At 73.0% G+C, this 22556-nt stretch carries 22 protein-coding genes; 11 read left to right on the top strand and 11 right to left on the bottom strand.

The features are described from left to right. Window position 1: 1 nt before the first annotated feature. Window positions 2-883 carry an EamA family transporter gene (locus tag F2B26_RS01275; protein ID WP_159805586.1) on the bottom strand — a complete coding sequence of 294 codons (882 nt, stop codon included), beginning with the start codon at window positions 881-883 and terminating at the stop codon, window positions 2-4. A gap of 49 nt (window positions 884-932) precedes the next feature. Between F2B26_RS01275 and F2B26_RS01270 the strand changes: the two genes are divergently transcribed. Further along, entirely contained in the window at window positions 933-1382 is a 450-nt protein-coding gene (locus F2B26_RS01270; protein WP_159805584.1) for a CGNR zinc finger domain-containing protein, read from the top strand. A 126-nt stretch (window positions 1383-1508) separates the two neighbouring features. Continuing rightward, window positions 1509-2648 carry an App1 family protein phosphatidate phosphatase gene (locus tag F2B26_RS01265; protein WP_159805582.1) on the top strand — a complete coding sequence of 380 codons (1140 nt, stop codon included), beginning with the start codon at window positions 1509-1511 and terminating at the stop codon, window positions 2646-2648. Here F2B26_RS01265 and F2B26_RS01260 read toward each other — a convergent pair. Then, window positions 2645-2845, bottom strand: coding sequence for a hypothetical protein (locus F2B26_RS01260; protein WP_159805580.1), 201 nt, complete (start codon window positions 2843-2845; stop codon window positions 2645-2647). The genes F2B26_RS01265 and F2B26_RS01260 overlap by 4 nt on opposite strands. A gap of 351 nt (window positions 2846-3196) precedes the next feature. Between F2B26_RS01260 and F2B26_RS01255 the strand changes: the two genes are divergently transcribed. Further along, window positions 3197-3694 (top strand): YbaK/EbsC family protein, encoded by a 498-nt coding sequence (locus tag F2B26_RS01255; protein ID WP_201292554.1) that lies wholly within the window; start codon window positions 3197-3199, stop codon window positions 3692-3694. Between the two features lie 24 nt (window positions 3695-3718). Here the strand turns inward: F2B26_RS01255 and F2B26_RS01250 are convergent, their stop codons facing one another. Further along, on the bottom strand, window positions 3719-4636 hold the full coding sequence (locus F2B26_RS01250) for an aldo/keto reductase (protein ID WP_159805578.1): 918 nt from the start codon (window positions 4634-4636) through the stop codon (window positions 3719-3721). Window positions 4637-4727: 91 nt separating this feature from the next. Between F2B26_RS01250 and F2B26_RS01245 the strand changes: the two genes are divergently transcribed. Both F2B26_RS01245 and F2B26_RS01240 read left to right on the top strand, forming a co-directional pair. Then, a complete protein-coding gene (locus tag F2B26_RS01245; RefSeq protein ID WP_235929430.1) occupies window positions 4728-6950 on the top strand; it encodes a glycoside hydrolase domain-containing protein in 2223 nt (740 codons plus the stop codon). Then, window positions 6947-8224 (top strand): glycosyltransferase, encoded by a 1278-nt coding sequence (locus tag F2B26_RS01240; protein ID WP_235929429.1) that lies wholly within the window; start codon window positions 6947-6949, stop codon window positions 8222-8224. The genes F2B26_RS01245 and F2B26_RS01240 overlap by 4 nt, the downstream gene beginning before the upstream one ends. A gap of 93 nt (window positions 8225-8317) precedes the next feature. On the opposite strand, the gene pcp is transcribed toward F2B26_RS01240, so the two are convergent. Then, a complete protein-coding gene (gene pcp, locus F2B26_RS01235) occupies window positions 8318-8959 on the bottom strand; it encodes a pyroglutamyl-peptidase I (protein WP_235929428.1) in 642 nt (213 codons plus the stop codon). A gap of 94 nt (window positions 8960-9053) precedes the next feature. Continuing rightward, a complete protein-coding gene (locus tag F2B26_RS01230; RefSeq protein ID WP_159805572.1) occupies window positions 9054-10310 on the bottom strand; it encodes a methyl-accepting chemotaxis protein in 1257 nt (418 codons plus the stop codon). A gap of 233 nt (window positions 10311-10543) precedes the next feature. Between F2B26_RS01230 and F2B26_RS01225 the strand changes: the two genes are divergently transcribed. Further along, complete coding sequence (locus F2B26_RS01225) at window positions 10544-12580, top strand: NAD(+) synthase (RefSeq protein ID WP_159805626.1); 2037 nt, start codon at window positions 10544-10546, stop codon at window positions 12578-12580. Window positions 12581-12664: 84 nt separating this feature from the next. On the opposite strand, the gene F2B26_RS01220 is transcribed toward F2B26_RS01225, so the two are convergent. From F2B26_RS01220 to F2B26_RS17785, 5 genes are all read right to left on the bottom strand, one after another. Beyond that, a complete protein-coding gene (locus F2B26_RS01220) occupies window positions 12665-13183 on the bottom strand; it encodes a DsrE/DsrF/DrsH-like family protein (protein ID WP_159805570.1) in 519 nt (172 codons plus the stop codon). A 1-nt stretch (window position 13184) separates the two neighbouring features. Then, window positions 13185-13499, bottom strand: coding sequence for a TusE/DsrC/DsvC family sulfur relay protein (locus tag F2B26_RS01215; RefSeq protein WP_159805568.1), 315 nt, complete (start codon window positions 13497-13499; stop codon window positions 13185-13187). Between the two features lie 25 nt (window positions 13500-13524). After that, window positions 13525-14742: a type III sulfide quinone reductase, selenoprotein subtype gene (sqr, locus tag F2B26_RS01210; protein WP_235929427.1), complete on the bottom strand. Its 1218-nt coding sequence runs from the start codon at window positions 14740-14742 to the stop codon at window positions 13525-13527. Between the two features lie 195 nt (window positions 14743-14937). Further along, complete coding sequence (locus F2B26_RS01205; protein WP_328698641.1) at window positions 14938-16614, bottom strand: FAD-dependent oxidoreductase; 1677 nt, start codon at window positions 16612-16614, stop codon at window positions 14938-14940. Then, window positions 16611-16727, bottom strand: a complete 117-nt coding sequence (locus F2B26_RS17785) for a DUF8730 family Cys-rich protein (RefSeq protein WP_499679444.1) — start codon at window positions 16725-16727, stop codon at window positions 16611-16613. Before F2B26_RS17785 ends, F2B26_RS01205 begins: the two co-directional genes overlap by 4 nt. 102 nt (window positions 16728-16829) lie before the next feature. On the opposite strand from F2B26_RS17785, the gene F2B26_RS01200 reads away from it, so the two are divergent. Next, the gene (locus tag F2B26_RS01200; RefSeq protein ID WP_159805562.1) at window positions 16830-17108 is read left to right on the top strand and encodes a metal-sensitive transcriptional regulator; all 279 of its coding nucleotides are present in this window, start codon (window positions 16830-16832) and stop codon (window positions 17106-17108) included. A gap of 130 nt (window positions 17109-17238) precedes the next feature. Beyond that, entirely contained in the window at window positions 17239-18648 is a 1410-nt protein-coding gene (locus F2B26_RS01195; RefSeq protein ID WP_159805560.1) for an NAD(P)/FAD-dependent oxidoreductase, read from the top strand. Between the two features lie 28 nt (window positions 18649-18676). Here the strand turns inward: F2B26_RS01195 and glsA are convergent, their stop codons facing one another. Further along, complete coding sequence (gene glsA / locus F2B26_RS01190) at window positions 18677-19639, bottom strand: glutaminase A (protein ID WP_159805558.1); 963 nt, start codon at window positions 19637-19639, stop codon at window positions 18677-18679. 199 nt (window positions 19640-19838) lie between these two features. On the opposite strand from glsA, the gene F2B26_RS01185 reads away from it, so the two are divergent. Genes F2B26_RS01185 through F2B26_RS01175 form a run of 3 tightly spaced genes read left to right on the top strand, consistent with a single transcriptional unit; the run spans window position 19839 to window position 22547 of the window. After that, a complete protein-coding gene (locus F2B26_RS01185; protein WP_159805556.1) occupies window positions 19839-20762 on the top strand; it encodes an ABC transporter substrate-binding protein in 924 nt (307 codons plus the stop codon). Between the two features lie 4 nt (window positions 20763-20766). Next, window positions 20767-21753, top strand: coding sequence for an amino acid ABC transporter permease (locus F2B26_RS01180; RefSeq protein ID WP_159805554.1), 987 nt, complete (start codon window positions 20767-20769; stop codon window positions 21751-21753). Next, the gene (locus tag F2B26_RS01175; RefSeq protein WP_328698640.1) at window positions 21750-22547 is read left to right on the top strand and encodes an amino acid ABC transporter ATP-binding protein; all 798 of its coding nucleotides are present in this window, start codon (window positions 21750-21752) and stop codon (window positions 22545-22547) included. Before F2B26_RS01180 ends, F2B26_RS01175 begins: the two co-directional genes overlap by 4 nt. Window positions 22548-22556 lie beyond the last annotated feature (9 nt).

Raw genomic sequence — 22556 nt, 5'->3', positions numbered from 1 at the left:
GTCACGACAGCGCGAGCAGCCCGCAGGCGACCAGGGCGATGCCGATGCCCACCGTCTGGCGCGGGTGCAGCCGCTCGTGCAGCACGAACCGTGCGAGCACCACAGTCCCGATCGGGTAGAGCGCGATGACGACCGCCACCACCGCGAGGGCTCCCCGCGCGAGGGCGAGCAGCAGCAGCGCGTTCGCCAGCCCGAGCACGACCCCGGAGCCGAGCGCCAGCCCGGTCGCCCGGCCACCGGACCCGGCACCGTCGCCGTCGAGCACGGCCACCGCGGCGGCCACCCGCCTGCTGCGGGCCGAGGCGAGCACGAGCGCACCGAGCAGGACGAGCCCGACGACGGCCTCGACCGTCGCGGGCAGCACGCCTGCCTGCGACGGCGCGGCGTCGAGGCTGACCACGGCCACCCCGAACGAGACGCCGGAGACCGCGCCGAACGTGAGCGCGGTGCGGCTGATGCGCCCACGGCCTTCCTCTCCCCCGAGGCCGAGCAGCACCCCGGCGCCGACCGCCAGCGCGACGCCCAGCCAGCCGGTCGGCGCGAGCTGCTCGCCGCCCACGGTGACGGCCACGGCGACCGGGACGACGGACTGCAGCACGGCGACCTCCGCCGAGACGACGCCCATCGACCCTGCGGCGAAGGCCGCGTAGAAGGTGAGGAAGCCGACCATCGTCGCGACGCCGGCCACGACGCCGGTGCTCAGCGCCGCCTGCGAGAAGGTCCCGGGCACCACGAGCGCGGCGCCCAGCAGGACGACGGTCGCCGCGACGTAGCTCAGGGCGGTCGCCCGCAGGACGCGGGTGCGCCGGGCCGCGACGCCGCCGAGGAAGTCCGACAGCCCCCACAGCACGCTCGAGACGAGAGACAGGCCTAGGACGATCACGCCAACCAGCATAGAGGAATAGCCGGTTACGGCGGCGTACTCTCCACGGGTGGACACATCCGAGCTCCTCGTCGACTTCCTCAACACGGTCGACCTCGAGACCGGCACCGACCAGCTCGACGACGACGCAGGCTGGACCCGCTGGTGCACCCGGCGCGGGCTGGTCGCCGGGCCGCGCACCCGCGCCCGCCAGCTGCGTGACGGTCTGCGCACCCTCGTCGCCGGTGAGCAGTGGGCCGACGCCCCGACGCTCACCGTCCCCGTGCACCCCGCGGCGGGCGGGGTGCTGCTGGGTGGGTCCGACGCCCTCGACGCCGTGCTGGCGGCGGCCACGACGCTCACCGCCACCGGCTGCTGGTCACGCCTCAAGCTCTGCCCGGCCGACGACTGCCTCGAGGCCTTCTACGACCGCTCCCGCAACCGGTCACGCATCTGGTGCGACATGGCCGGCTGCGGCAACCGTGCCAAGCTGCGCTCCTACCGCACCCGACACGCCTGAGCCCGTGCCACCTCGCGAGCAGCGCAGTTGCCGCACGCACCCGCGGCCTGGCACGGTAGAACACGTCCGACCGACCGCAGTTCGAGGGAGACGAGCCATGGCGCAGGCGACCCGGGCCGCGCGAGCGTGAGCCCGCGGCCCCTTCTCGCCGCCCAGTGGGGCCGCCGAGGCTCGCAGCACCCGCTCGCCCAGCTCGAGCGACCGCACATCGCGGCCCGGATCGAGGACGCCGTCGACGCCCGGATCGCCGGCACCCTCGTGCGGCGCGGCTGGACGGTGCGCATCGTTCCCTACGCCGGGCTCGCCGGGCCGGGCTGGGTCCGGGTGCTGGCGCGCACGGTGCTCGCTCCCCCGTACGTCGCCGACTCGGACCTGCCGGACTCCGGTGCCACCGCACAGGCGGAGCACCGCGACCGCGACCTCGCCGACGTGCGCGGCTGGCGCAGCTTCCTCACCGCACCCGTCGCCGGCACGGGCGTCGACGTGCGGATCGGCGAGACCACCCACCACCTCGTCGCCGACCGTGCCGGCTACATCGACACGGTCGTCGAGGCCACCCTGCCGGTCGGGTGGCAGGAGATCGAGCTGAGCACCGCAGGCGGCCAGGCCGTGCACGCCCCCGTCCAGGTGGTCGACCCGCAGGCCCGTTCCGGGATCGTCGCCGACATCGACGACACCGTCATGGTGACGCGGCTCCCCCGCCTCATGGTCGCGTTCTGGAACAGCTTCGTGCGCAAGGCCGCCGCCCGCGAGGCCGTGCCCGGCATGGCCCAGCTGCTCACCGAGCTCGCTGCGCAGGACCCGGGCATGCCGGTCGTCTACCTGTCGACCGGGGCGTGGGACACCGCGCCGACGGTCGCCCGGTTCCTCGCGGTCAACGGTTTCCCGGCCGGGACCCTGCTCATGACCGACTGGGGCCCGACGAACACCGGCTGGTTCCGCAGCGGACCGCGGCACAAGGTCGCCCAGCTCCGGCGGCTGTTCGCCCGGTTGGACCAGGTCCGCTGGTTCCTCATCGGCGACGACGGCCAGCACGACCCCACGATCTACGCCGGCGCCGCACGCATCCTCGGCGACCACGTCGCCGGCGTGCTGTTGCGCCAGCTCACGTTCGCCGAGCACGTGCTCTCCTCGGGCACCGCGATCGCCCCGGACCTCATCGGGCACCGGCCGCGCGCACCCCGTCCGGTGCCCGTGCTGTCCGGGCCCGACGGGCACTCCCTGCTCCGCCAGGCGCGGCGGGCCGGGCTGATCCGGGAGAGCTAGAGAGCCTCGGGCTCGTCGTACTCCTGGGAGCTGGCCACCGCCTCGTCGTCGGGCTCGAGCTCCGACGCGGACAGCGAGCGTGGGGCGCGGGCGGGGTCGCCGCCGGTGCGCGCATCGGCGCCGGCCAGCACGCCTTCGGCGGGGACCGCCTCGGCGAGGTGCTGGGCCGCGGGGTCAGAGGTCAGGTCGCGGGTCATGGCGTCGTTTGTACCGGGCCCGCCGCCTCGATGCACGACGCCGCCCCGGCGCCCGACGGTACGGTCGGGCACGTGCAGCCCACCCAGCCCCCTGACCTGCCCCATGCCGTCCCGGTGAGCGCCGTGATGCGTGGCGCCAAGGTGCGCGCCCACACCGAGCACACGACCGTCAGCCAGGTCGCCACCCACCCCGACGGGACCATGACGATCGACTGCGCCTGCGGGATGACCCTCACCAACGGACCGGGGTGGTCGCTCGACGAGCACATCCGGCTGCACCGCGCCGAGGCACGGTTCCTCGCGCTCGCGCAGGTCGCCCCGCCGGGAATCCCACGACTGGTGAGCTGGCCGCTGCCTGGCGAGGAGCCCGCCGACGAGCCGCTGCCGCCCCGCGCCCAGGTGGTGGCCGACGCCCTGGCCGCCGCCGGTGCGACCGGCCGGGTCCGCCAGCTGCCGGACTCGGCCCGCACCGCTGCGCAGGCGGCGCAGGCGCTCGGCTGCCACGTGGGGCAGATCGCGAACTCCCTCGTCTTCCTCGCCGACGGTGAACCGCTGCTCGTGCTCACCTCGGGTGCGCACCGGGTGGACACCACGGCGCTCGCTGCCACGCTCGAGGTCGAGGCGATCACCCGGGCGACCCCCGAGCAGGTGCGCACCGCCACCGGGCAGGCCATCGGCGGGGTCGCCCCCGTCGGCCACCCCGCACCGCTGCGCACCGTGGTCGACGTCGCGCTGGACGCCTACGCGCAGGTGTGGGCCGCCGGTGGCACCCCGCACACCGTCTTCCCCACGACGTTCGCCGAGCTGGTCCGGCTCACCGGCGGGCGCCCGTCGGTGGTCGGCGACTGAACCGGTCCCGACGGGCGCGCCCGGTCAGGCCGACGCCGCGGTGAGCGCCGCCAGCTCGTCGGCGGCCAGGTCGAGGGTCGCCGAGGCCAGCAGGTCCTCGAGCTGGGACAGCGTCCGCGCGCTCGCGATCGGTGCGGTGATGGTCGGCTGGGCGTGCAGCCACGCGAGCGCGACCGCCGCCTGCGACGTGCCGTGCGCGGCCGCGAGCTCGTCGAGCACCGCGAGCACCGCACGGCCCCGGTCGTTGAGGTACGGCAGCGCACCCTCGGCCCGCGGGCTGTCCACGGCGGCGGCGCCGTCCCGGTACTTGCCGGTGAGGAAGCCCCGGGCCAGGCCGAAGTACGGGAACACCGCCAGGTCGTAGCGACGCGCCCGCTCCGCGAGCGGGCCCTCGTAGCCACGCTCGACCAGGTTGTAGTGCGGCTGCAGCGCCACCGGGGCGTGCAGGCCGTCGCGCTGCACGGCGGCGAACCACTCGTCGATCCGCTCCGCGGTGTAGTTGGAGATCCCGATCGCCCCGACCAGCCCCTCGTCGACGAGCGCCGAGAACGCACCGGCCGTCTCGTCGAGCGGCGTCGCCGCATCGTCGAAGTGGGCGTAGTACAGGTCGATCCGCTCGACGCCGAGCCGCTGCAGGGACGCGTGCGCGGCGGCCCGGACGTTGGCCGCGGACAGCCCCGGGAACTGCGGGTGCTGGCTGACCTTCGTCGCGACCTGCGGGCGCCGCTCGGCCGGCTGGGTGGCCAGCCACCGACCGAGGATGACCTCGCTCTCGCCACCGGTGTGGCCCGGTGCCCAGGCGGAGTAGACGTCGGCGGTGTCGACCAGGGTGCCGCCGGCCGCGGCGAACCGGTCCAGGACGGCGCGGCTGCCCGGTTCGTCGGCCGTCCAGCCGAACACGTTGCCACCGAGCACGAGACGAAGACCCACGGGGAATGTCATGACCCCACGCTCGCCCACACCTTCACCCCTGTGCAACCTGCTGGACACACATGGGCCGTAGCGTCCGCCGGACGGCTCGCGACGAGGGGAGGTGGACGTGTTCGACCAGGTCGACCCGTTCATCGGCACAGAGGCGACGGCCCTGCCGCCGGCCCGGGGACTGGCTGCGGCGTGGTGGTGGCCCAAACCGCAGGTCGGCAACACCCATCCGGGTGCCACGTACCCGCTCGGCATGGTCTCCGCCTGCGCGTTCTCCGGCGCCTACCCCACCGGGTACGGCCGCTACGACCTGTCCACCGAGGGCCTGCCTCCGGTGCTGCACGAGCGCGCCGTCGCCTCCGGGTTCACGCACTTCCAGCAGTCCGGCACCGGGGCCATCCGCAAGTACTACAACTACCTGCGGGTCACGCCCATGCTGCAGCCGCTGGACGACCTGGGTCAGCTGTGGGACCTGTCGGACGAGAAGGCCGAGCCCGGCTGGTACGCCGCGACCCTCGGCTCGGGCATCCGGTGCGAGGTGACGGTCGGTCCCAAGAGCGCGGTGCACCGCTACACGTTCCCGGCGCACCGCGACGCCCGCCTGGTGATCGACCTGTCGACCGGGGGCCTGACGATCCCGTACGGCCGGACCGTGCCGCTGCGGGCGCACCTCGAGGCGCTCGGCCCCGGCGTCGCGCAGGGTGAGATCGTCGTCGAGGGCGCGCCGCTGGCGGTGCACGTCGAGTGCGACGCGACGCGCTGGCGGCAGATGCTCTGGTACGACCGGCGGCTCATGCCCGGCGGCACCCGGCTCGACTTCGACCGCATCCGCCCGACCACCCTGCGGCCGTTCGGCCTCATGTGGGCCGGTCCGTCCGAACCCGGGCAGGTCGTGGAGCTGCGGATCGGCTTCTCGTTGCGCGGGGTCGAGCAGGCGCGCGCCAACCTCGAGGCGGACTGCGGCAGCTCCTGGTTCGACGGGCGTCGGGAGCGCACCACCGCGCACTGGCGCAGCCACCTGGGCAAGGTCGCCGTCGACACCGACGACACCGACCGCGCCACCGTGATGGCCACCGCGCTCTACCACGCGTCGATCAAGCCGTGCCTGGCGCCGGACGAGTCGCCGTTCTGGCCCACCCCCGGACCGTTCGCCTTCGACCTGGCGACGATGTGGGACATCTACCGCACCCAGCTGCCGCTGCTCACGGCGCTCGTCCCGGACAAGGCCGTCGAGCTGGCCAACGCGTTGCTGCACATCGCCGAGGAAGAGGGCAACCTGCCGATCGGCTACCGGATGGCCCGCGGCGCCGACCGGTTCTCCCGGCAGGGCAGCGCGCTCGCGCACACCTTCTTCGCCGACCTGTGCCGGGCCGGGCTGGACGGCATCGACTGGGACTGGGCACTTGTCCACCTGCACAACGACCTGCGCCGCACCTACGGTGAGGACTTCCTGCTGCGCGGCCGGGCGCACCCCATCAGCCACACCCTCGACCTGGCCTTCGCCTACTGGTGCACCTGCATCCTCGCCCGGCGGGTGGGCGACCGGACGCTCGCCGACCAGTTCACGCCACTGGCCGCGCGCTGGAGCAACGCCTTCGACCCTGCCACCGGGCTGCTCGTCGACTCGGAGTTCTACGAGGGCGGCAAGTGGAACTACTCCTTCCGGCTGCTGCACGACATGGCCGGCCGGATCGCCCTGGCCGGCGGCGACGAGGGGTACGTCGGGCTGCTCGACCGCTTCTTCGGCTTCGGCGCCCCCGCCGTCCGCCAGCCCGGTCTGGCGCCGTCGGCGTCGCAGATGGCGGCTGGGTACGCGCTCAACCGGTTCGAGGGGCTCAACAACGAACCCGACATGGAGGCCCCGTGGGGCTACCACTACGCGGGGCGGCCCGACCGGACCGCGCAGGTGGTCCAGGCGGTCGTCACCCAGCAGTTCGGCACGGGTCGCGGCGGGATGCCCGGCAACGACGACTCCGGCGGCCTGTCCTCCTGGTACGTGTGGGCCAGCCTCGGGCTCTTCCCGGTCGCCGGGCAGGACCTGTACCTGCTGCACGCCCCGACCTGGCGGGCGGGACGGCTGTCCGTCGGCGACGCCCTCCTGGAACTGGAGACCACCGGGTTCGTCGAGCCCGAACCCGACGGACCGGTCAACCACGTGCAGACCGTCACGCTCGACGGCCGGCCGCTCGACCGCAGCTGGATCAGCGGCGACGAGCTGCGCCGCGGCGGCCGGCTGGTCGTCGAGCTCGGCCCGACGCCGTCGGGCTGGGGCACCGCAACCGCGTCCCGCCCCCCGTCGACCACCGTCCCTCCGACGAACGGATGGCTCCCATGACCGCACGCAGGCTCGTCCTCGTCGTCCGCGCCGACCCGGTGATCTGCGGCCACTCGGGTGAGGCGCGCAACCTCGCCGAGGCCGCGCTGGCCCGCGGGTTCGACGACGTGCGCATCGTCACCTGGCCGCTCGACGTGCTCGAACGCTCGGGGCTCCCGCTCAAGCCGCTGCACGGGGTGCTCCCCTACTCCCCCGGCATCACGGTCGAGCGGCCCGGTCCGGTCGGCGACTACAAGGTGCCCGACGGACGCTGGCTGGCCGGGCTCACCGGTCGGCTCGTCGAGCTGTTCACCGACGGCGTCCCCACGCTCGCGATGTCGCTGTACCTCACACCGCACGCGACCGCCGTGGCCGACGCCGTCCGGATCGCCCGCTCGACCGGGCTGCCCGTCGACGTGACGACCATCGCCGAGGCCGTCGGCTCCGATGTGACGAACGTGGTCCGCGCCGCCGTCGAGGCCGACCAGTTCGGCGCGGCCGCCCAGGTGCTGGCCACCTACCTGGAGCACGACGTGTGCCTGGCGGTCTCGGCGTACACCCGCGAGGTGATCCTGGCCGAGGCCGCGGAGGTCGACGCTCGGCACGGCACCCGGTTCGCCGAACGGCTCGCGGGCCGGGTCGCGATCTCCTACCCGGCGATCGACACGGCGTCCTACGTCGTGCACGACGAGGCGGCGACCGACCGCGAGCTCGTGCGACGCGGGCTGGTGCGCGACGGCTACGTGCTCTTCCTGTCCCGGCTGGCGCACGCCAAGGGCGTCGACGACCTCATCGAGGCATTCGCCCGCTCGCACGGCGCCGCCGGGCTGCAGCTCGTCGTCGCCGGGACCGGTCCGCAGGGGCCCAGCCTGCGCGCACAGGCCGCGGCCTCACCCGCCGCCGACCGGATCGTCTTCCTCGACGACGTCGACGACGACGAGAAGGTGCACCTCATGGCCGGCTGCGCGGCGTTCGCGCTGCCGAGCAAACCGCGCCCGGAGTTCACCGAGACGTTCGGGATCGCGCTGGTCGAGAAGATGCTGGCCGGCGGCGGGCCGGTGATCACCACCGCGACCGGCGGGATCGGCGAGGCGGTCGGCGAGCACGCGGTCATCGTCCCGGCCGGCGACCCCGCGAGCCTCACAGAGGCGCTCGACCAGGTGCTCGGCTTCACGCCCGAGGAACGAGCCAGGCGCGAGCACGCGGCCCGCGACTACGCCCGGCAGTTCGACCGGACGGTGGTGCTCGACGCGATCCTTGACCAGGTGCAGGCGCTCGAGCCGGTGCCGTGCTGAGTGTCCGGCCGGGCACGACCGATCGGTCCTGAGCCCAGTCACCCCGTCCGCCGAGGGGGACGTCTCCACCGGCGGGCGGGGTGCGGGCGACCTTCAGTGGACGGTGCCGCCGGCGGCCCGGATGTCGCGCGGCACGGCGAGCGAGGTCTGCACGACCAGCTCGAGCCCGCGGGTGATCACGTCGAGCGGCAGCGTCGGGCCCTGCGAGCGCGCCGTCTCGGCCGCCTGCGGGACGTGGACGAAGCCTGCACGGACGTCGGCCGCCCCACGCAGCCGGTGCATGAGCCGGTAGAACACCGCGTTGCACACGTAGGTGCCCGCGGAGCCCGAGACCTCGGCCGGCACCCCGGCGCCGGCGACCGCCGCCTGGCACGCCTTGATCGGCAGGGTCGACCAGTAGCCGACGGGCCCGTCGGGCACGACCGGCTCGTCGATCGGTGAGCGACCGTCCTGGTCGGGGATGCGCGCGTCCATGACGTTGACGGCGGTCCGCTCCAGGCCGATCGTCGCCCGCCCCTCCGCGAGCCCGGTGCAGATGACCACGTCCGGCCGGCATGCGTCGACCGCAGCGTCGAGCGCCGGGCCGACGCCCTTGAACGAGACCGGCAGCAGCGCCGTGACGAGGGCACCCGGCCCCGACCAGCGCTCCGCGACGCGCCGGACCGCGAGCCAGGAGGCGTTCTCCTGCTGGCCGTCGAACGGGGCGAAGCCGGTGAGCAGCACCGTCCGGTCCACGTGACCCTCCTCGCGAGCACCGAGCACCCCGGTCACCGCCGCACGCCGGCGCCGCGCACCCGGACCGGTACCTCGAGCACCGGCCCGTGGCAGGCTACGCGCGCTGCGACTCGCGCACCGACCCGGACACATGGGCACACCACTCGATGAGCGCATCGGTGAGCGCCCGCGCGGTCCCCGCGTACCCGTCGTCCGCGGTGAGGAGCTCCGTCGCCCGGGCGCTGCGACCTGCGACGACCTCAGCCAGGATCCCAGCCGCGTACCGGTGGAAGGCCGTGTGCAGCTCCGCGGCGTCGGCGGCGCGGCGAGGGTCGAGGGCATCACCACCGCCGTCCCGCAGCCAGCGTCCGAAGTCGCACACGTCGTCCCGCCGGGCCTGCTCGACGCTCGTGCCCTCCGGCAGCCGCCCGGTCTCGATCGCGTGCCGCAGGCGCCGCTTCCAGGCACCGTGCGCCGCCACCGCGGCCCGTAGCGGATGGCGCGGCACACCCACGGCGAGCACCTCGACATCGGACTGCTGCGCCTCGAGGGTCCGGGTCACCCGTCCGAGCCACTCTCGTGACCGGGTCACCGCTGCCTGCGCTGTCGCGGCCGCCGAGGCGGACGCAGTCACCGACTCCTGCAACGAGGAGGCGGCGTCGGCCGACTCGGCGGCCGAGCGGTTGAGCTCACCGATCGCCGCCGTCTGCTGCTCGACGGCCGCGGCGATGGTGTGCTGGAGCTCCTCGACCCGCCCCAGCACCTCGGCGATCGTGGCGACGGCGGCCTTCACCGCATCGGTGTCGGTGGTCAGCGACGCGAGCCGGGCCGTGATCTGCTCGGTCGCCTCGCCCGTCTGGCCGGCGAGGTCCTTGACCTCACCGGCGACCACCGCGAAGCCGCGGCCGGCCTCCCCGGCCCGGGCGGCTTCGATCGTCGCGTTCAGTGCGAGCATCCGGGTCTGGCTCGAGATCCGGGAGACCGCACCTACCACGGAGGAGATGTCGTCCACCGAGCCGGTGAGGTGGTCGACCCGCTCGGTGACCTCGTGCATCGCCTCCTGGGCGCGGACCGCCACGGACAGCGAGGTCACGGCCGTGGAGCCCACCTCGCGCATGCTCGCCTCGAGCTCCTCGGCGGCTGCGCTCACTGCTGCGGCGGCGCTCGCCACATGATCGGTCGCGCCGCGCGCCACGGCGCTCGACGCGACCGTGTCACCGGTCGAGGAGGCGATCGCGTCGATCGACTCCTCGAGGTCCTCGACGCCCAGGCTCATCTCGTCGTTGCGTCCACGCAGCGCATCGATCCGCCGTCGGTCCTCGTCAGGGTGCTCGACGAGCTCGGACGGATGGGCACGATGCAGGACGGACACGGGGCAGCTCCTTCGTCTTGCGCCCCACCACGCGACTGATCAGAGCGGGAAGGTGGCCGGGCAGAGTGGGTCGCCGACCCGATCGACCACGCGCCGCACCAGATGACCGGCGCCCTGCAGGCGGTGGGCGCTCGACCGGACATCCGCATCGACCCAGGCACGTCCCCAAGGACCTAAGACCCAGGACGACGCGGCCCGTGAGCCAGCTCCCGCAGCCGTGGAACACTCGGGACGTGGAGTTCACCTCGGCCTACGCCCACGGCTTCGCCCGGATCGCCGCCTGCACGCTGCCGGTGGGGATCGCAGACCCCGCGACCAACGCCGCCGCCGTCATCGCCCAGGCGCGCACCTGCCACGACGAGGGGGTTGCCGTCGCCGTCTTCCCCGAGCTGTGCCTGTCCGGGTACGCCCTCGACGACCTGTTCCTCGCCGACCCGCTGCTGGCCGCCGTCGAGACCGCCGTGCAGACCGTGCTCGACGCGTCGGTCGACCTGCGGCCGGTGCTCGTCGTCGGCGCGCCGCTGCAGCACGGGAACCGGCTGCTCAACACCGCCGTCGTGATCCATCGCGGGCGGGTGCTCGGCGTCGTGCCCAAGTCCTCGCTACCGACCTACCGGGAGTTCTACGAGCGGCGCTGGTTCGCCCCCGGCGACGATGTGCGGGGCACCGTCGTGGTGGCGGGTCAGGAGGTACCGATCGGCACCGACCTGCTGTTCGACGCCCTCGACGTGCGCGGGCTGAGCCTGCACGTCGAGATCTGCGAGGACATGTGGGTGCCGGTCCCGCCGTCGTCCACCGCAGCGCTCGGCGGCGCGACCGTGCTCGCGAACCTGTCGGGCAGCCCGATCACGGTGGGCCGGGCCGACGACCGCCGGCTGCTCGTGCGCTCGGCCTCGGCGCGGTGCCTGGCGGCCTACGTCTACGCGGCCGCAGGTCAGGGCGAGTCGAGCACCGACCTGGCCTGGGACGGCCAGACGATGGTCTACGAGCTCGGCGAGCTGCTCGCCGAGGGGCCGCGGTTCTCCCCCGACGCGGTGCGCACGCTCGCCGACGTGGACCTCGACCGGATCCGGCAGGAGCGGCTGCGCACCGGCACCTTCGACGACAACCGGCGCGCCCTCGGCAGCGACCCGCTGCGTCGGGTGACCTTCCGGCTCGACCCGCCGGCCGGGGACATCGGCCTGCGCCGTGCGGTGCACCGGTTCCCGTTCGTGCCCGACGACGCGACGCGGCTCGCCCAGGACTGCTACGAGGCCTACAACATCCAGGTCAGCGCGCTGGAGAAGCGGCTGACGGCGATCGGGTCGCCGAAGGTGGTCATCGGCGTGTCCGGCGGTCTGGACTCCACCCACGCGCTCATCGTGGCCGCCCGGGCGATGGACCGGCTGGGCCGGCCGCGCAGCGACATCCTCACCTTCACCCTGCCCGGCTTCGCCACCAGCGACGAGACCAAGGCCAGTGCGCTGGCGCTCATGGAGTCGTTGGGCACGACGGGCGAGACGATCGACATCCGGCCGGCCGCCCGCCAGCTCCTGGCCGACCTCGGGCACCCGTTCGCCGACGGCGAGCCGGTGTACGACGTGACGTTCGAGAACGTGCAGGCCGGGCTGCGCACCGACTACCTGTTCCGGGCCGCCAACCAGCGCGGCGGGATCGTGCTCGGTACCGGCGACCTGTCCGAGCTCGCCCTGGGCTGGTGCACCTACGGCGTCGGCGACCAGATGTCGCACTACGGCATCAATGCCGGCGTCCCCAAGACGCTCATCCAGCACCTCATCGGCTGGGTCATCGACGAGGGCCACTTCGACGCCGCGACCAACGCCGTCCTGGCCCGGGTGCTCGACCAGGAGATCTCTCCCGAGCTGGTGCCGGTAGCCCCGGGCGAGCGAATGCAGAGCACGCAGGACATCGTCGGCCCGTACCCGCTGCAGGACTTCACGCTCTACCACGTGCTGCGCCGCGGATACTCCCCCAGCAAGATCGCCTTCCTGGCCTGGCACGCCTGGCACGACGCGCAGGCCGGGACCTGGCCGCCCGGCTGGCCCGAGGAGCGCCGCACCGCCTACGACCTAGCGACCATCCGGGCCTGGATGCAGGTGTTCGTGCGGCGGTTCTTCGCCCACCAGTTCAAGCGCTCGGCGTTGCCGAACGGGCCCAAGGTCACCGCCGGGGGCACGCTGTCGCCGCGCGGCGACTGGCGGATGCCCTCGGACGCCTCGCCCGCGGCGTGGTTGGCCGACCTCGAGCAGAACGTCCCCGAGACGTTCTGAGGGCCGGCGGCACCGCGCGAGACCGCCCGTGACGCGCCTCGGGCCCGCGCCCCCCGCGGGGAGCGCGGGCCCGAGGGCCGTCGCTCAGATGAACAGGATCTGCGCCCCGTCGGTCATCTCGATGAAGGTGGCGGCGTTGATGATCCCGGACAGGTCGTCACGCAGGTCCTCCTCCGTGACGTGGAACATGTCGGCCGACATCTTGCAGGCCCACAACGCACCGCCCGAGGCCACGATCTGCTCGAGGAAGTCCGGCACGGTCGGGATCCCGAGGTCGGCGATCTGCTTCTTGAGCATGCGGGTCGCCAGGCCCGTCATCCCGGGAGCCGGGGCCAGCGCCTGCGGCATCCGGACGTTGCCCATCCGCATGGCCGCGTTGCCGGCCGGGCTGAACGCCATCTCGTCGGCCCGGTCGCGCATGATCATGTCGAAGCCCCAGAAGGTGAAGAACAGGTCGACCTGCACCCCCTCACCGAGGGCGGCGTTGGCCAGGATGAGCCCCGGGTACGCCATGTCGAGGTTGCCCTTCGAGCAGATGATCGCCAGGTGACGGCCGCTGCTCTCGCTCGACCCGAAGTCCGGGACGACGAAGTCCTCGCTCATGTCAGACACATCCCTTCGGCTTGGGCAGACCGGCGATGTAGGCCATCTTCTTGCCGGGCTTGCCGGGGAACAGGGCGAACTGCTCCTTGATGGGGAAGCCGCCGACGGCCTGGGTGCGACGGGTCGTGGCCGTCTCGCCCTGGGTCTTGTAGTCGGCGCGCAGGAACTCGATGACCTCCATGTGGCGGTCGGTGAGCTCGATCCCGATGGCCTTGGCCAGGACGGGTGCGAGCGAGGGGTCCCACTCGTCGTACTCGGTGAGGAAGCCCTCGCCGTCGACATGGACCTCGTGATCGGCGATGGTGGTGACAGGCATGGCCGTTCTCCTTCGTCCTCGCAGGTCAGACGCCTGCGACCTGCTTCTTGCCGCGCATGGACATGGCGGACGGGATGGGGAGCTTGCGCTCGGGCAGCAGCGCGTACCAGTACAGGTAGCGGAACGCGAGCTTGCCCAGGTGGTTGAACCGGCTCTCGCGCAGCAACGGCAGTCCGACGGTCGGCAGCGGGTAGGTGCCGGGCAGCGGCTCGACGTCGTAGTTGAAGTCGATGAGCAGTGCCTTGCCGTCGCCGGACTCGATGAAGCAGTTCGAGTGACCGTCGAACGAGGCCGTCGGGGCGCGACCGACCACCACGTCCATGAAGTTGGTGAGGAAGACCTCCATGGAGAAGTGCGCCACCGACCCCGCCTTGGAGGTGGGCAGGTTGCCGGCATCGCCGACCACCCAGATGTCGTCGTGCCCCTCGGCCCGCAGGGTGTGCTTGTCGGTCGGCACGTAGTTGAGCTCGTCGCCGAGCCCGGACTTCGCGACGTAGTCGGCGCCCATGTTGATCGGGACGGTGACCAGCAGGTCGAAGTCGATCTCCCGCTCGTCGTAGGAGACGAGCGTGCCGTCCTCGATGTGCTCGAGCATGAAGTCGGTCTCGAGCGTGATGCCCCGCTCGGTGAGCAGGTGACCGAGCTCGCGCGAGCAGACGGCCTTGGTGAACGCGCCGTCCAGCGGGGTCACGTAGGTGAGCTCGGTGCGGTCCCGGATCCCCCGGCTGCGCAGGTGGGCGTCCACCAGGAAGGCGAACTCCAGCGGGGCGACGGGGCACTTGATCGGCATCTCGGTGATGCCGACGACGAGCTTGCCGCCGGAGAACCCGGCGAGGGCCTCGCGCAGGGCCTTCGAGCCCTCGAGCGTGTAGAACTCGTGCACGCCCGGGGTCTCGGCCATCCCCGGGGTCTGGTCGGGCCGGGGGCTGGTCCCGGTGGCGATGACGAGCTGGTCGTAGCGCAGCACGCGCCCGTCGACCAGGTGCACGGCACGTTCGTCCGGGTCGACGAGCTCGACCTGCCCGGTCACCAGGTCGACGCCGCGAGGCAGCACGGCCCGGCGCGAACGGACGATCTGCCGTTCCGAGTAGACGCCGAACGGCAGCAGCAGCAGCCCCGGCTGGTAGACGTGCCGGTCGTCGGTGTCGACGACGGTGATGCGGTTGCCGGCAGGCAGGCGCTTGCGCAACCCTGCCGCGGCCATCGTGCCGGCAGTGCCGGCGCCGAGGATGAGAACCTCCATCACAGCTCCCGAGGCCTGGGGCCCCATCACCGTTGGTGGAGCCGCTGCCTGAAGCGTAGGAGTACCCCATGGGGTATAGGCGGGCCGAAAGGCCCGGCCGTGCGGTGCCACCTGCGGCTCGACCGCACGAGGGCCCGGCTCACGCCACGAGGCCCCGTCCCCCAGGTGAAGGGGCGGGGCCTCGTGACGTGCGGCTCAGACGTGCGCCGGGGCGGCCAGCACCTCCGGTCGCGCGACCGACAGGGTCATCCAGCCGCCCGACAGGTTCCGTGCCGACAGACCGGCCTGCAGCAGGATCCTCGTGGCCAGGTACGACCGGAACCCGCTCGCGCAGTGCACCGCGACCGGCCGGCCGGCGGCCGCCTCGCGGATCTCCTCCAGCCGGTCGCGGACCTGCGTGTGCGGCACGAGGAGCGCACCGGGCAGGTGCCCGCGGTCCCACTCGCGCTGCGAGCGGACGTCGAGCACCAGGGCGCTCGCACGCACGTCGTCGAGCTCGGCGGGCTGCCACTGCGGCATCGTCCCGTCCAGCGCGTTCTGCGCCACGAAGCCCAGCATGTTGACCGGGTCCTTGGCCGCGCCGTACGGCGGGGCGTAGGCCAGCTCAAGCTCGGCCAGGTCGTCGGCGCGCATCCCGGACCGGATCGCCGTGGCGAGCACGTCGATCCGCTTGTCCACCCCGTCGATGCCGACGCCCTGAGCGCCGAGCAGCGTCCCGTCCGGGGCGAAGGAGGCGACCAGGTGCACGATCTGCGACCCCGGCAGCCAGCCGACCCGGTTGCCCGAGTGCACCCGGACCACCTCATGGGCGATCCCAGCCTGCTGCAGCTGACGCTGCGAGAGACCGGTGACGGCGGCGGTGAGCTCGAACACGCGCACGATCGCGGTCCCGAGCACGGGCGCCTGGGGGGTCGTCCGGTGCCCGCAGATCGAGTCCGCCGCACGTCGGCCCTGCCGGCTCGCCGGACCGGCCAGCGGGACCACGCCCGGGGGGACGTCCCCGTACCGGGTGACCTGGACGGCGTCGCCGACGGCCCAGACGGCCTCGTCACTCGTGCGCTGGTCGCCGTCCACGACGATGGCGCCCTGGGCGCCGAGCTCGAGCCCGGCGGCTGCGGCCAGGCCGCTGGCCGGGCGCACCCCGACGTTCACCAGCACGAGGTCGGCGTCGAGGGTGGTGCCGTCGGACAGCACGACCTGGGGGTCGACGCTCGTCGCCGAGACACCCAGGTGCAGCTCCACGCCGTGCAGCGTGAGCTCGGTGGCGACGCGAGCCGCGAGCTCCGCGTCGAGCGGAGGCAGCACCTGCGGAGCCAGCTCGACGAGGTGCACGTGCAGCCCGCGGGTGACGAGAGCCTCGACGGCCTCGAGCCCGATGAACCCGGCTCCGACGACGACGGCCACGGGAGCCGGACGGTCCGCGAGCAGCTCGTCGAGCTGGCCCGCGACGGCGGCGACGTCGGGGATGGTGCGCAGGTGGTGAACGTGCGCGGCGTGCAGGCCGGTGATCGGCGGCTCCACGGCCACCGCACCGGGTGCGAGCACGAGGGCGTCGTAGGACAGCTGCTCCTCGCCGGCGGCCGTGCGCACGGTCACCGTGCGCGCCACGCGGTCGATCGAGGTCACCTCGTGTCCGAGGCGGACGTCGAGCGCGAGCTCCTCGGCGAGGGACTGAGGGTCGTGCAGCAGGAGCGAGTCGACCGAGGCGACGTCACCGGACAGGTGGTACGGCAGACCGCAGTTCGCGAACGAGACGTACTGGCCTGCCTCCAGCACGACGATCTCGAGGTTCTCGTCGAGCCGGCGGGCGCGGGCGGCGGCACTCATGCCGCCCGCGACGCCGCCGACCACGACGAGGCGCCGACGGCTCACCGGCAGGTGCAGCGCTGGGCGTCGGGAACGCTCGCCATCACCGCGTCGACGTGCCGACCGCAGCCGGCCCAGGTCACCTTGCCGCACTGACCGCATCGCACTGCACTACACATGAGCTGTCCTCCTCGAATGTCGTCCGTGGCCCTCACCATATACCCCCGGGGGTATGCCACACCAGTCGCCGTAGGATGAACCAGCACCGGAGGGAGACACCCATGCAGCTCGACCCGCAGAAGATGACCGCCGTGGTCAACCGGCTGCGCCGTGCCGAGGGACAGCTCTCGGCCGTGCGCCGCGCCGTCGAGGAGGGACGCGACTGCGAGCAGATCGTCGTCCAGCTCGCCGCCGTCAGCCGAGCCCTCGACAAGGCCGGGTTCGCCATCATCGCGACCGGGATGCAGCAGTGCCTCGTCGAGTCCGAGGCGCCCGACGGCGACGTCACGCAGTCCCTCGACGTGGCCAAGCTCGAGCGGCTGTTCCTCTCGCTGGCCTGACTCCCCTCGCTGGCCTGACCGGCCCGCACCCACGGTCCCGCCTGCAGGATGGTCCCCACCCGCTGACCGCCTCGCGCGATAGCGTGCCCGGACCAGGCCCGTCCGACGGTCCGAAGGAGCACGCACCGCCATGTCCACGCCGGTCTTCGAACGTCAGGCACCCGACCCCCGCCTCGTCGACGCAGCCCTGGCGGGCAGTCGGCAGCGCGTCCTGTGGCGGGACGAGCTGGCCGACGTGCCCCGGTTCGACACGTTCGAGGGGCGGCTCGAGGCCGATCTCGTCGTGGTCGGCGGCGGGTACCTCGGGCTGTGGACCGCACTGCTGGCCGTGCGCCGCAACCCCGGTACCCGGGTGGTGCTGCTCGAGGCGCAGCAGATCGGCTGGGCGGCCTCCGGACGCAACGGCGGGTTCTGCGACGCCAGCCTCACGCACGGCGCCGACAACGGCCGCCGCCGCTGGCCGCACGAGTACGACCTGCTCGAACGGCTGGGCCAGGAGAACCTCGACGCCCTCGTGCAGGACGTCGCCGAGCTGGGCATCGACGCCGAGCTGGAGAAGGTCGGGTTCCTCGACGTCGCGACCGAACCGCACCAGCTGGCGTGGCTGGAGGCCGACGGCGGGGCGCAGCTGCTCGACGAGGCCGGGGTCCAGGCGCTCGTGCACTCCCCCACCTACCTCGGCGCCGTGCGGCACGAGGGCGACGGCGTCCTGGTCAACCCGGCCAAGCTGGCGGCCGGGCTCGCCCGCGCCGCCGCCGGGCTCGGCGTGCAGGTCTTCGAGCACAGCCCGGTGACGGCCGTGCGACCGCTGCGCGACTCGGCCGCCGTCGTGGTGGAGACCGCGGCGGGGCTCGTGCGGGCGCCGCGCGTCGCCCTGGCCACCAACGTGTTCCCGTCGCTGCTGGCCCGCACCCGCCTCATGACGGTGCCGGTGTACGACTACGTGATCGCCACCGCCCCGCTCACGAGCGACCAGCTGAGCTCGATCGGCTGGGCCGGCCGCGAGGGCATCGCCGACCTGGCCAACCACTTCCACTACTACCGCCGCACCCAGGACGACCGCATCGTGTTCGGCGGGTACGACGCCATCTTCCGCCGGCAGGTGCGGGTCGCCCACGAGGACCGACCCGCCACCTTCCGCACGCTCGCCTCGCACCTGCTCACCACGTTCCCCCAGCTCGAGGGCATCGAGATCACCCACCGCTGGGCCGGTGCGATCGACACCTGCACGCAGTTCTGCGCGTTCCACGGGCTCGCCGCCGGTGGGCGGGTGGCCTACAGCGCCGGGTTCACCGGGCTGGGCGTCGGCGCCACCCGGTTCGCCGCGCAGGTGATGCTCGACCGGCTCGCCGGTGAGGTCACCGAACGCACCGAGCTGGAGATGGTGCGCCGCAAGCCGCTGCCGTTCCCACCCGAACCGTTCGCCACGATCGGTGTCGAGGCCACCCGCTGGTCTCTCGACCAGGCCGACCACCGCGAGGGGCAGCGCAACCTGCTGCTGCGCGCGCTGGACGCCGTCGGGCTCGGGTTCGACTCCTGACCTCGTCGACCCCGAGACCCGTCGCCTCCTAGCCGGCGGCGAACAGGTCGAGGCCCAGCTCACCAGCGAGGAACGCCGCCGCCCGACCGCCGCGCACGCTCGTGCCCGCACCGTCCAGCGGGGGCGACCACGCACCGAGCGCCCCCTTGCCTGGCGCGACCGCGACCAGGGCGCCGCTGATCCCGCTCTTGGCCGGGACCCCGACGTCGACCAACCAGTCCCCCGAGGCCTCGTAGAGCCCGGCGGTCGCCATCACCGCGAGCACCGCCCGCGTGACGTCGGCGTCGAGCAGCCGGTGCCCGTCGACCGGGTCCAGACCGCCGGTCGCGAGCACGGCGCCCATCCGGGCCAGGTCCTGCACGTCGACCTCGAGGCAGCACTGCCGGGTGTAGAGGTCGACCGCGTCGTCCGGATCGCACGCCAGGGCCGTGCGATCGGCCAGCATCCGCGCCAGCTCACGGTTGCGCCCGTTGCTCGCCAGCGCGCAGTCGAGCACCTCCTCGTCGACCTCCAGGCGACGACCGGCGAGCCGGGACAGGCCGTCGCACACGAAGGCCCAGCGCTGCGCGCGGTCGGCGCCCGGGACCAGGCTGCTGGTGACGATCGCGCCGGGGTTCACCATCGGGTTCGTCCGCCCGCCCGGGCCCCGGAGGATCGCCTCGGGATCGGCGAACGGCAGCCCGGTCGCGTTCACGCCGACGGCCGCGCGCACCCGCTCCAGCCCGCACGACTGGGCGACGAGCGCCATGACGAACGGCTTGGAGACGCTCATGAGCGTGGTCCGGGCGTCAGCGAGCCCCACCGCCGTGCTCGCACCGTCGACCGCCGTGACCGCGAGGGCGAACGCCGACGGGTCCGCCCTGGCAAGCCTCGGGTAGACGGTGCTCACCTGCCCGCCGGACTCGTCCTCGACGAGCGCGTGCGCGGCCCGCAGCGCACGGGCCACCACCCCGTGGGCGGGCAGCGCACCGGTGGACACCAGACGGTTCATCACGGCCTCCTGCGTCGACGTCGGACCCGACCGACCCTAGAGTCATGCGCCACGACGTGACATCGGCCACGTCCGCGACCAGGTCACGCGCCAGGACACCCCGGCGTAACATCCGCTCGCTACCGTCGACGTCGCACCGACCGCGGGGCCGGTGCACAGCTGATCTGCGCGGCCCGCCGCGCCCCCCTTGGAGGATCTTGTGCGCTCCACCCCCCTCGTCCTGACGACGACGCTCGTCGCCGCGCTCGCCCTCACCGGGTGCTCCTCGTCCGGTTCGGCCTCCGGTTCGAGCTCGACGAAGGCCGCCGCCTCGGGCGCCGCGTCCTTCGACCCGACCTCGATCGCCAAGGACGAGGCCATCGCGGCCCTGCTGCCGGCCAGGATCACGTCGGCCGGCACGCTCGTCGTGGGTTCCGACACCACGTACGCCCCGGCCGAGTACATCGCCGAGGACGGCACCACCCCGGTCGGCTACGACGTCGACCTGGCCAAGGCGCTCGGCGCGGTGCTCGGGGTCAAGGTGGACGTGCAGACCGCGACCTTCGCCTCGATCATCCCGGCGATCGGCAGCAAGTACGACATCGGCGTCTCCTCCTTCACGATCAACCCCGACCGGGAGAAGCAGGTCAACATGATCAGCTACTTCTCGGCCGGCGAGGCCTACGCCGTGCAGGCGGGCAACCCGAACAAGGTCGACGCGAAGGACATCTGCGGTCTCACCGTCGGCGTCCAGACCGGCACGGTGGAGGACGAGGAGCTCGACGCCGCCAGCGCGAAGTGCGTCTCCGACGGCAAGAAGGCGATCTCGCCGCTCAAGTACGACCACCAGTCCGACGTGACGACCGCCCTCGTCGGCGGCAAGGTCGACCTCATGTACGCCGACTCGCCGATCATCGCCTACGCGATCGCCCAGACCTCCGGCCAGCTCGAGCAGCTCGGCGACGTCTTCGCGACCGCACCGCAGGGCGTCGTCGTCTCCAAGGACGACGCGGCGCTCACCTCGGCCGTGCAGAAGGCGCTGCAGAAGCTCATGGACGACGGCGACTACGCCAAGATCCTCACCGCCTGGGGCAACGAGTCCGGCGCCGTCACCAAGGCCGAGCTCAACCCCGCGGTGAGCTGACCTCGTGAGTGCTGGTCCGGCAGAGCCGCCGGCCGGGGTGCGCAGGATCCACGCGGTCCCTGTGCGCTACCCCGGCCGGTGGGTCTCGGCCGTCGTCGTCCTCGTGCTGGCGGCGATGGCCGTCCACGCGCTGCTCACGAACCCGAAGTTCGCCTGGCCCACCGTCGGTCAGTACCTGTTCGCCACCCCGGTCCTGCGGGGCGTCGGCTGGACGCTGGCCCTCACGGTCGGGTCGATGGCGATCGCCGTCGTGCTCGCCATCACCCTGGCGGTGATGCGCGACTCGACGAACCCGGTGCTGCGCGCCGTCGCGTGGTTCTACATCTGGTTCTTCCGCGGCACGCCGATCTTCACCCAGCTGGTGTTCTGGGGCCTCATCTCGGTGCTCTACCCCCGTCTCTCGCTCGGCATCCCGTTCGGCCCGGAGTTCTGGAGCTTCAGCACCAAGGACGTGTTCACGGCCGCGGTGGCCGCCCTCATCGGGCTCGCGCTCAACGAGGCGGCGTACCTCGCCGAGATCGTCCGCGCCGGGCTGGAGAGCGTCGACCGTGGCCAGCAGGAGGCCGCCAAGGCGCTCGGCATGAAGGACGGCCCGATCCTGCGCCGGATCGTGCTGCCGCAGGCGATGCGCGTCATCGTGCCGCCGACCGGCAACGAGACGATCTCCATGCTCAAGACCACCTCGCTCGTGCTCGCGGTCCCGTTCACGCTCGACCTGCAGTTCGCCACGAACGCGATCGGCAACCGGATCTTCCAGCCGGTGCCGCTGCTGCTCGTCGCGGCCCTGTGGTACCTGGCGATCACGAGCGTGCTCATGGTCGGCCAGCACTACCTCGAGCGGTACTACGGGCGCGGCTTCGACCCGACCCGCAACGCCGGCCCGCAGCGCTCCGGCCGCGGCCCGCGGCAGGCCGCCATCAACGCCGCCCGCACCACCCCCGAGATCTCCACGGTGGACGACATGGGCCGACCCGCCGGAGGCTGGGGATGAACGAGCAGCGTTCCGAGGGGCACGGGCCCATGGTCGAGCTGACCGGGGTGCACAAGTTCTTCGGCGAGCACCACGTGCTGCGCGGGATCGACGTGGTGGTGCCGCGCGGGTCGGTGACCGTCGTGCTGGGGCCGTCCGGCTCAGGCAAGTCCACCGCACTGCGCTGCGTCAACCAGCTCGAGGAGATCGACGCGGGCGCCATCCACGTGGACGGCGAGCTCATGGGCTATCGCGAGGGCACCCGCCGAGGTGAGCCGACGCTGTTCCGGCTGCACCCCAAGGCCATCGCGGCCCAGCGCGCGAAGATCGGCATGGTGTTCCAGCGCTTCAACCTGTTCCCGCACATGACCGCGCTGGGCAACGTGGTCGAGGCCCAGGTGCAGGTGCTCGGCCGCACCAAGTCCGATGCGGACACCCGGGCGCGGGCGATCCTCGACCAGGTCGGGCTGTCCGACCGGGTCGACTTCTACCCCGCCCAGCTGTCCGGCGGTCAGCAGCAGCGGGTCGCCATCGCACGCGCCCTGGCGATGGACCCCGAGCTCATGCTCTTCGACGAGCCGACGTCGGCGCTCGACCCCGAGCTGGTCGGCGAGGTGCTCGCGGTCATGCGTGACCTGGCGGGCTCGGGCATGACGATGATCGTCGTCACGCACGAGATCGGCTTCGCACGCGAGGTGGCCGACCAGGTCGTCTTCATGGCCGACGGGCAGGTCGTCGAGCACGGCACGCCCGAGGCCGTCCTCGGCGCACCGAGCGAGCAGCGCACCCGGGACTTCCTCGCCCGCGTGCTCTAGGAGTCAGCG

Source organism: Cellulomonas citrea (assembly GCF_009829685.1).
Taxonomy (GTDB): domain Bacteria; phylum Actinomycetota; class Actinomycetes; order Actinomycetales; family Cellulomonadaceae; genus Cellulomonas; species Cellulomonas citrea.
This window is presented reverse-complemented; position numbering and strand designations above follow the sequence as displayed.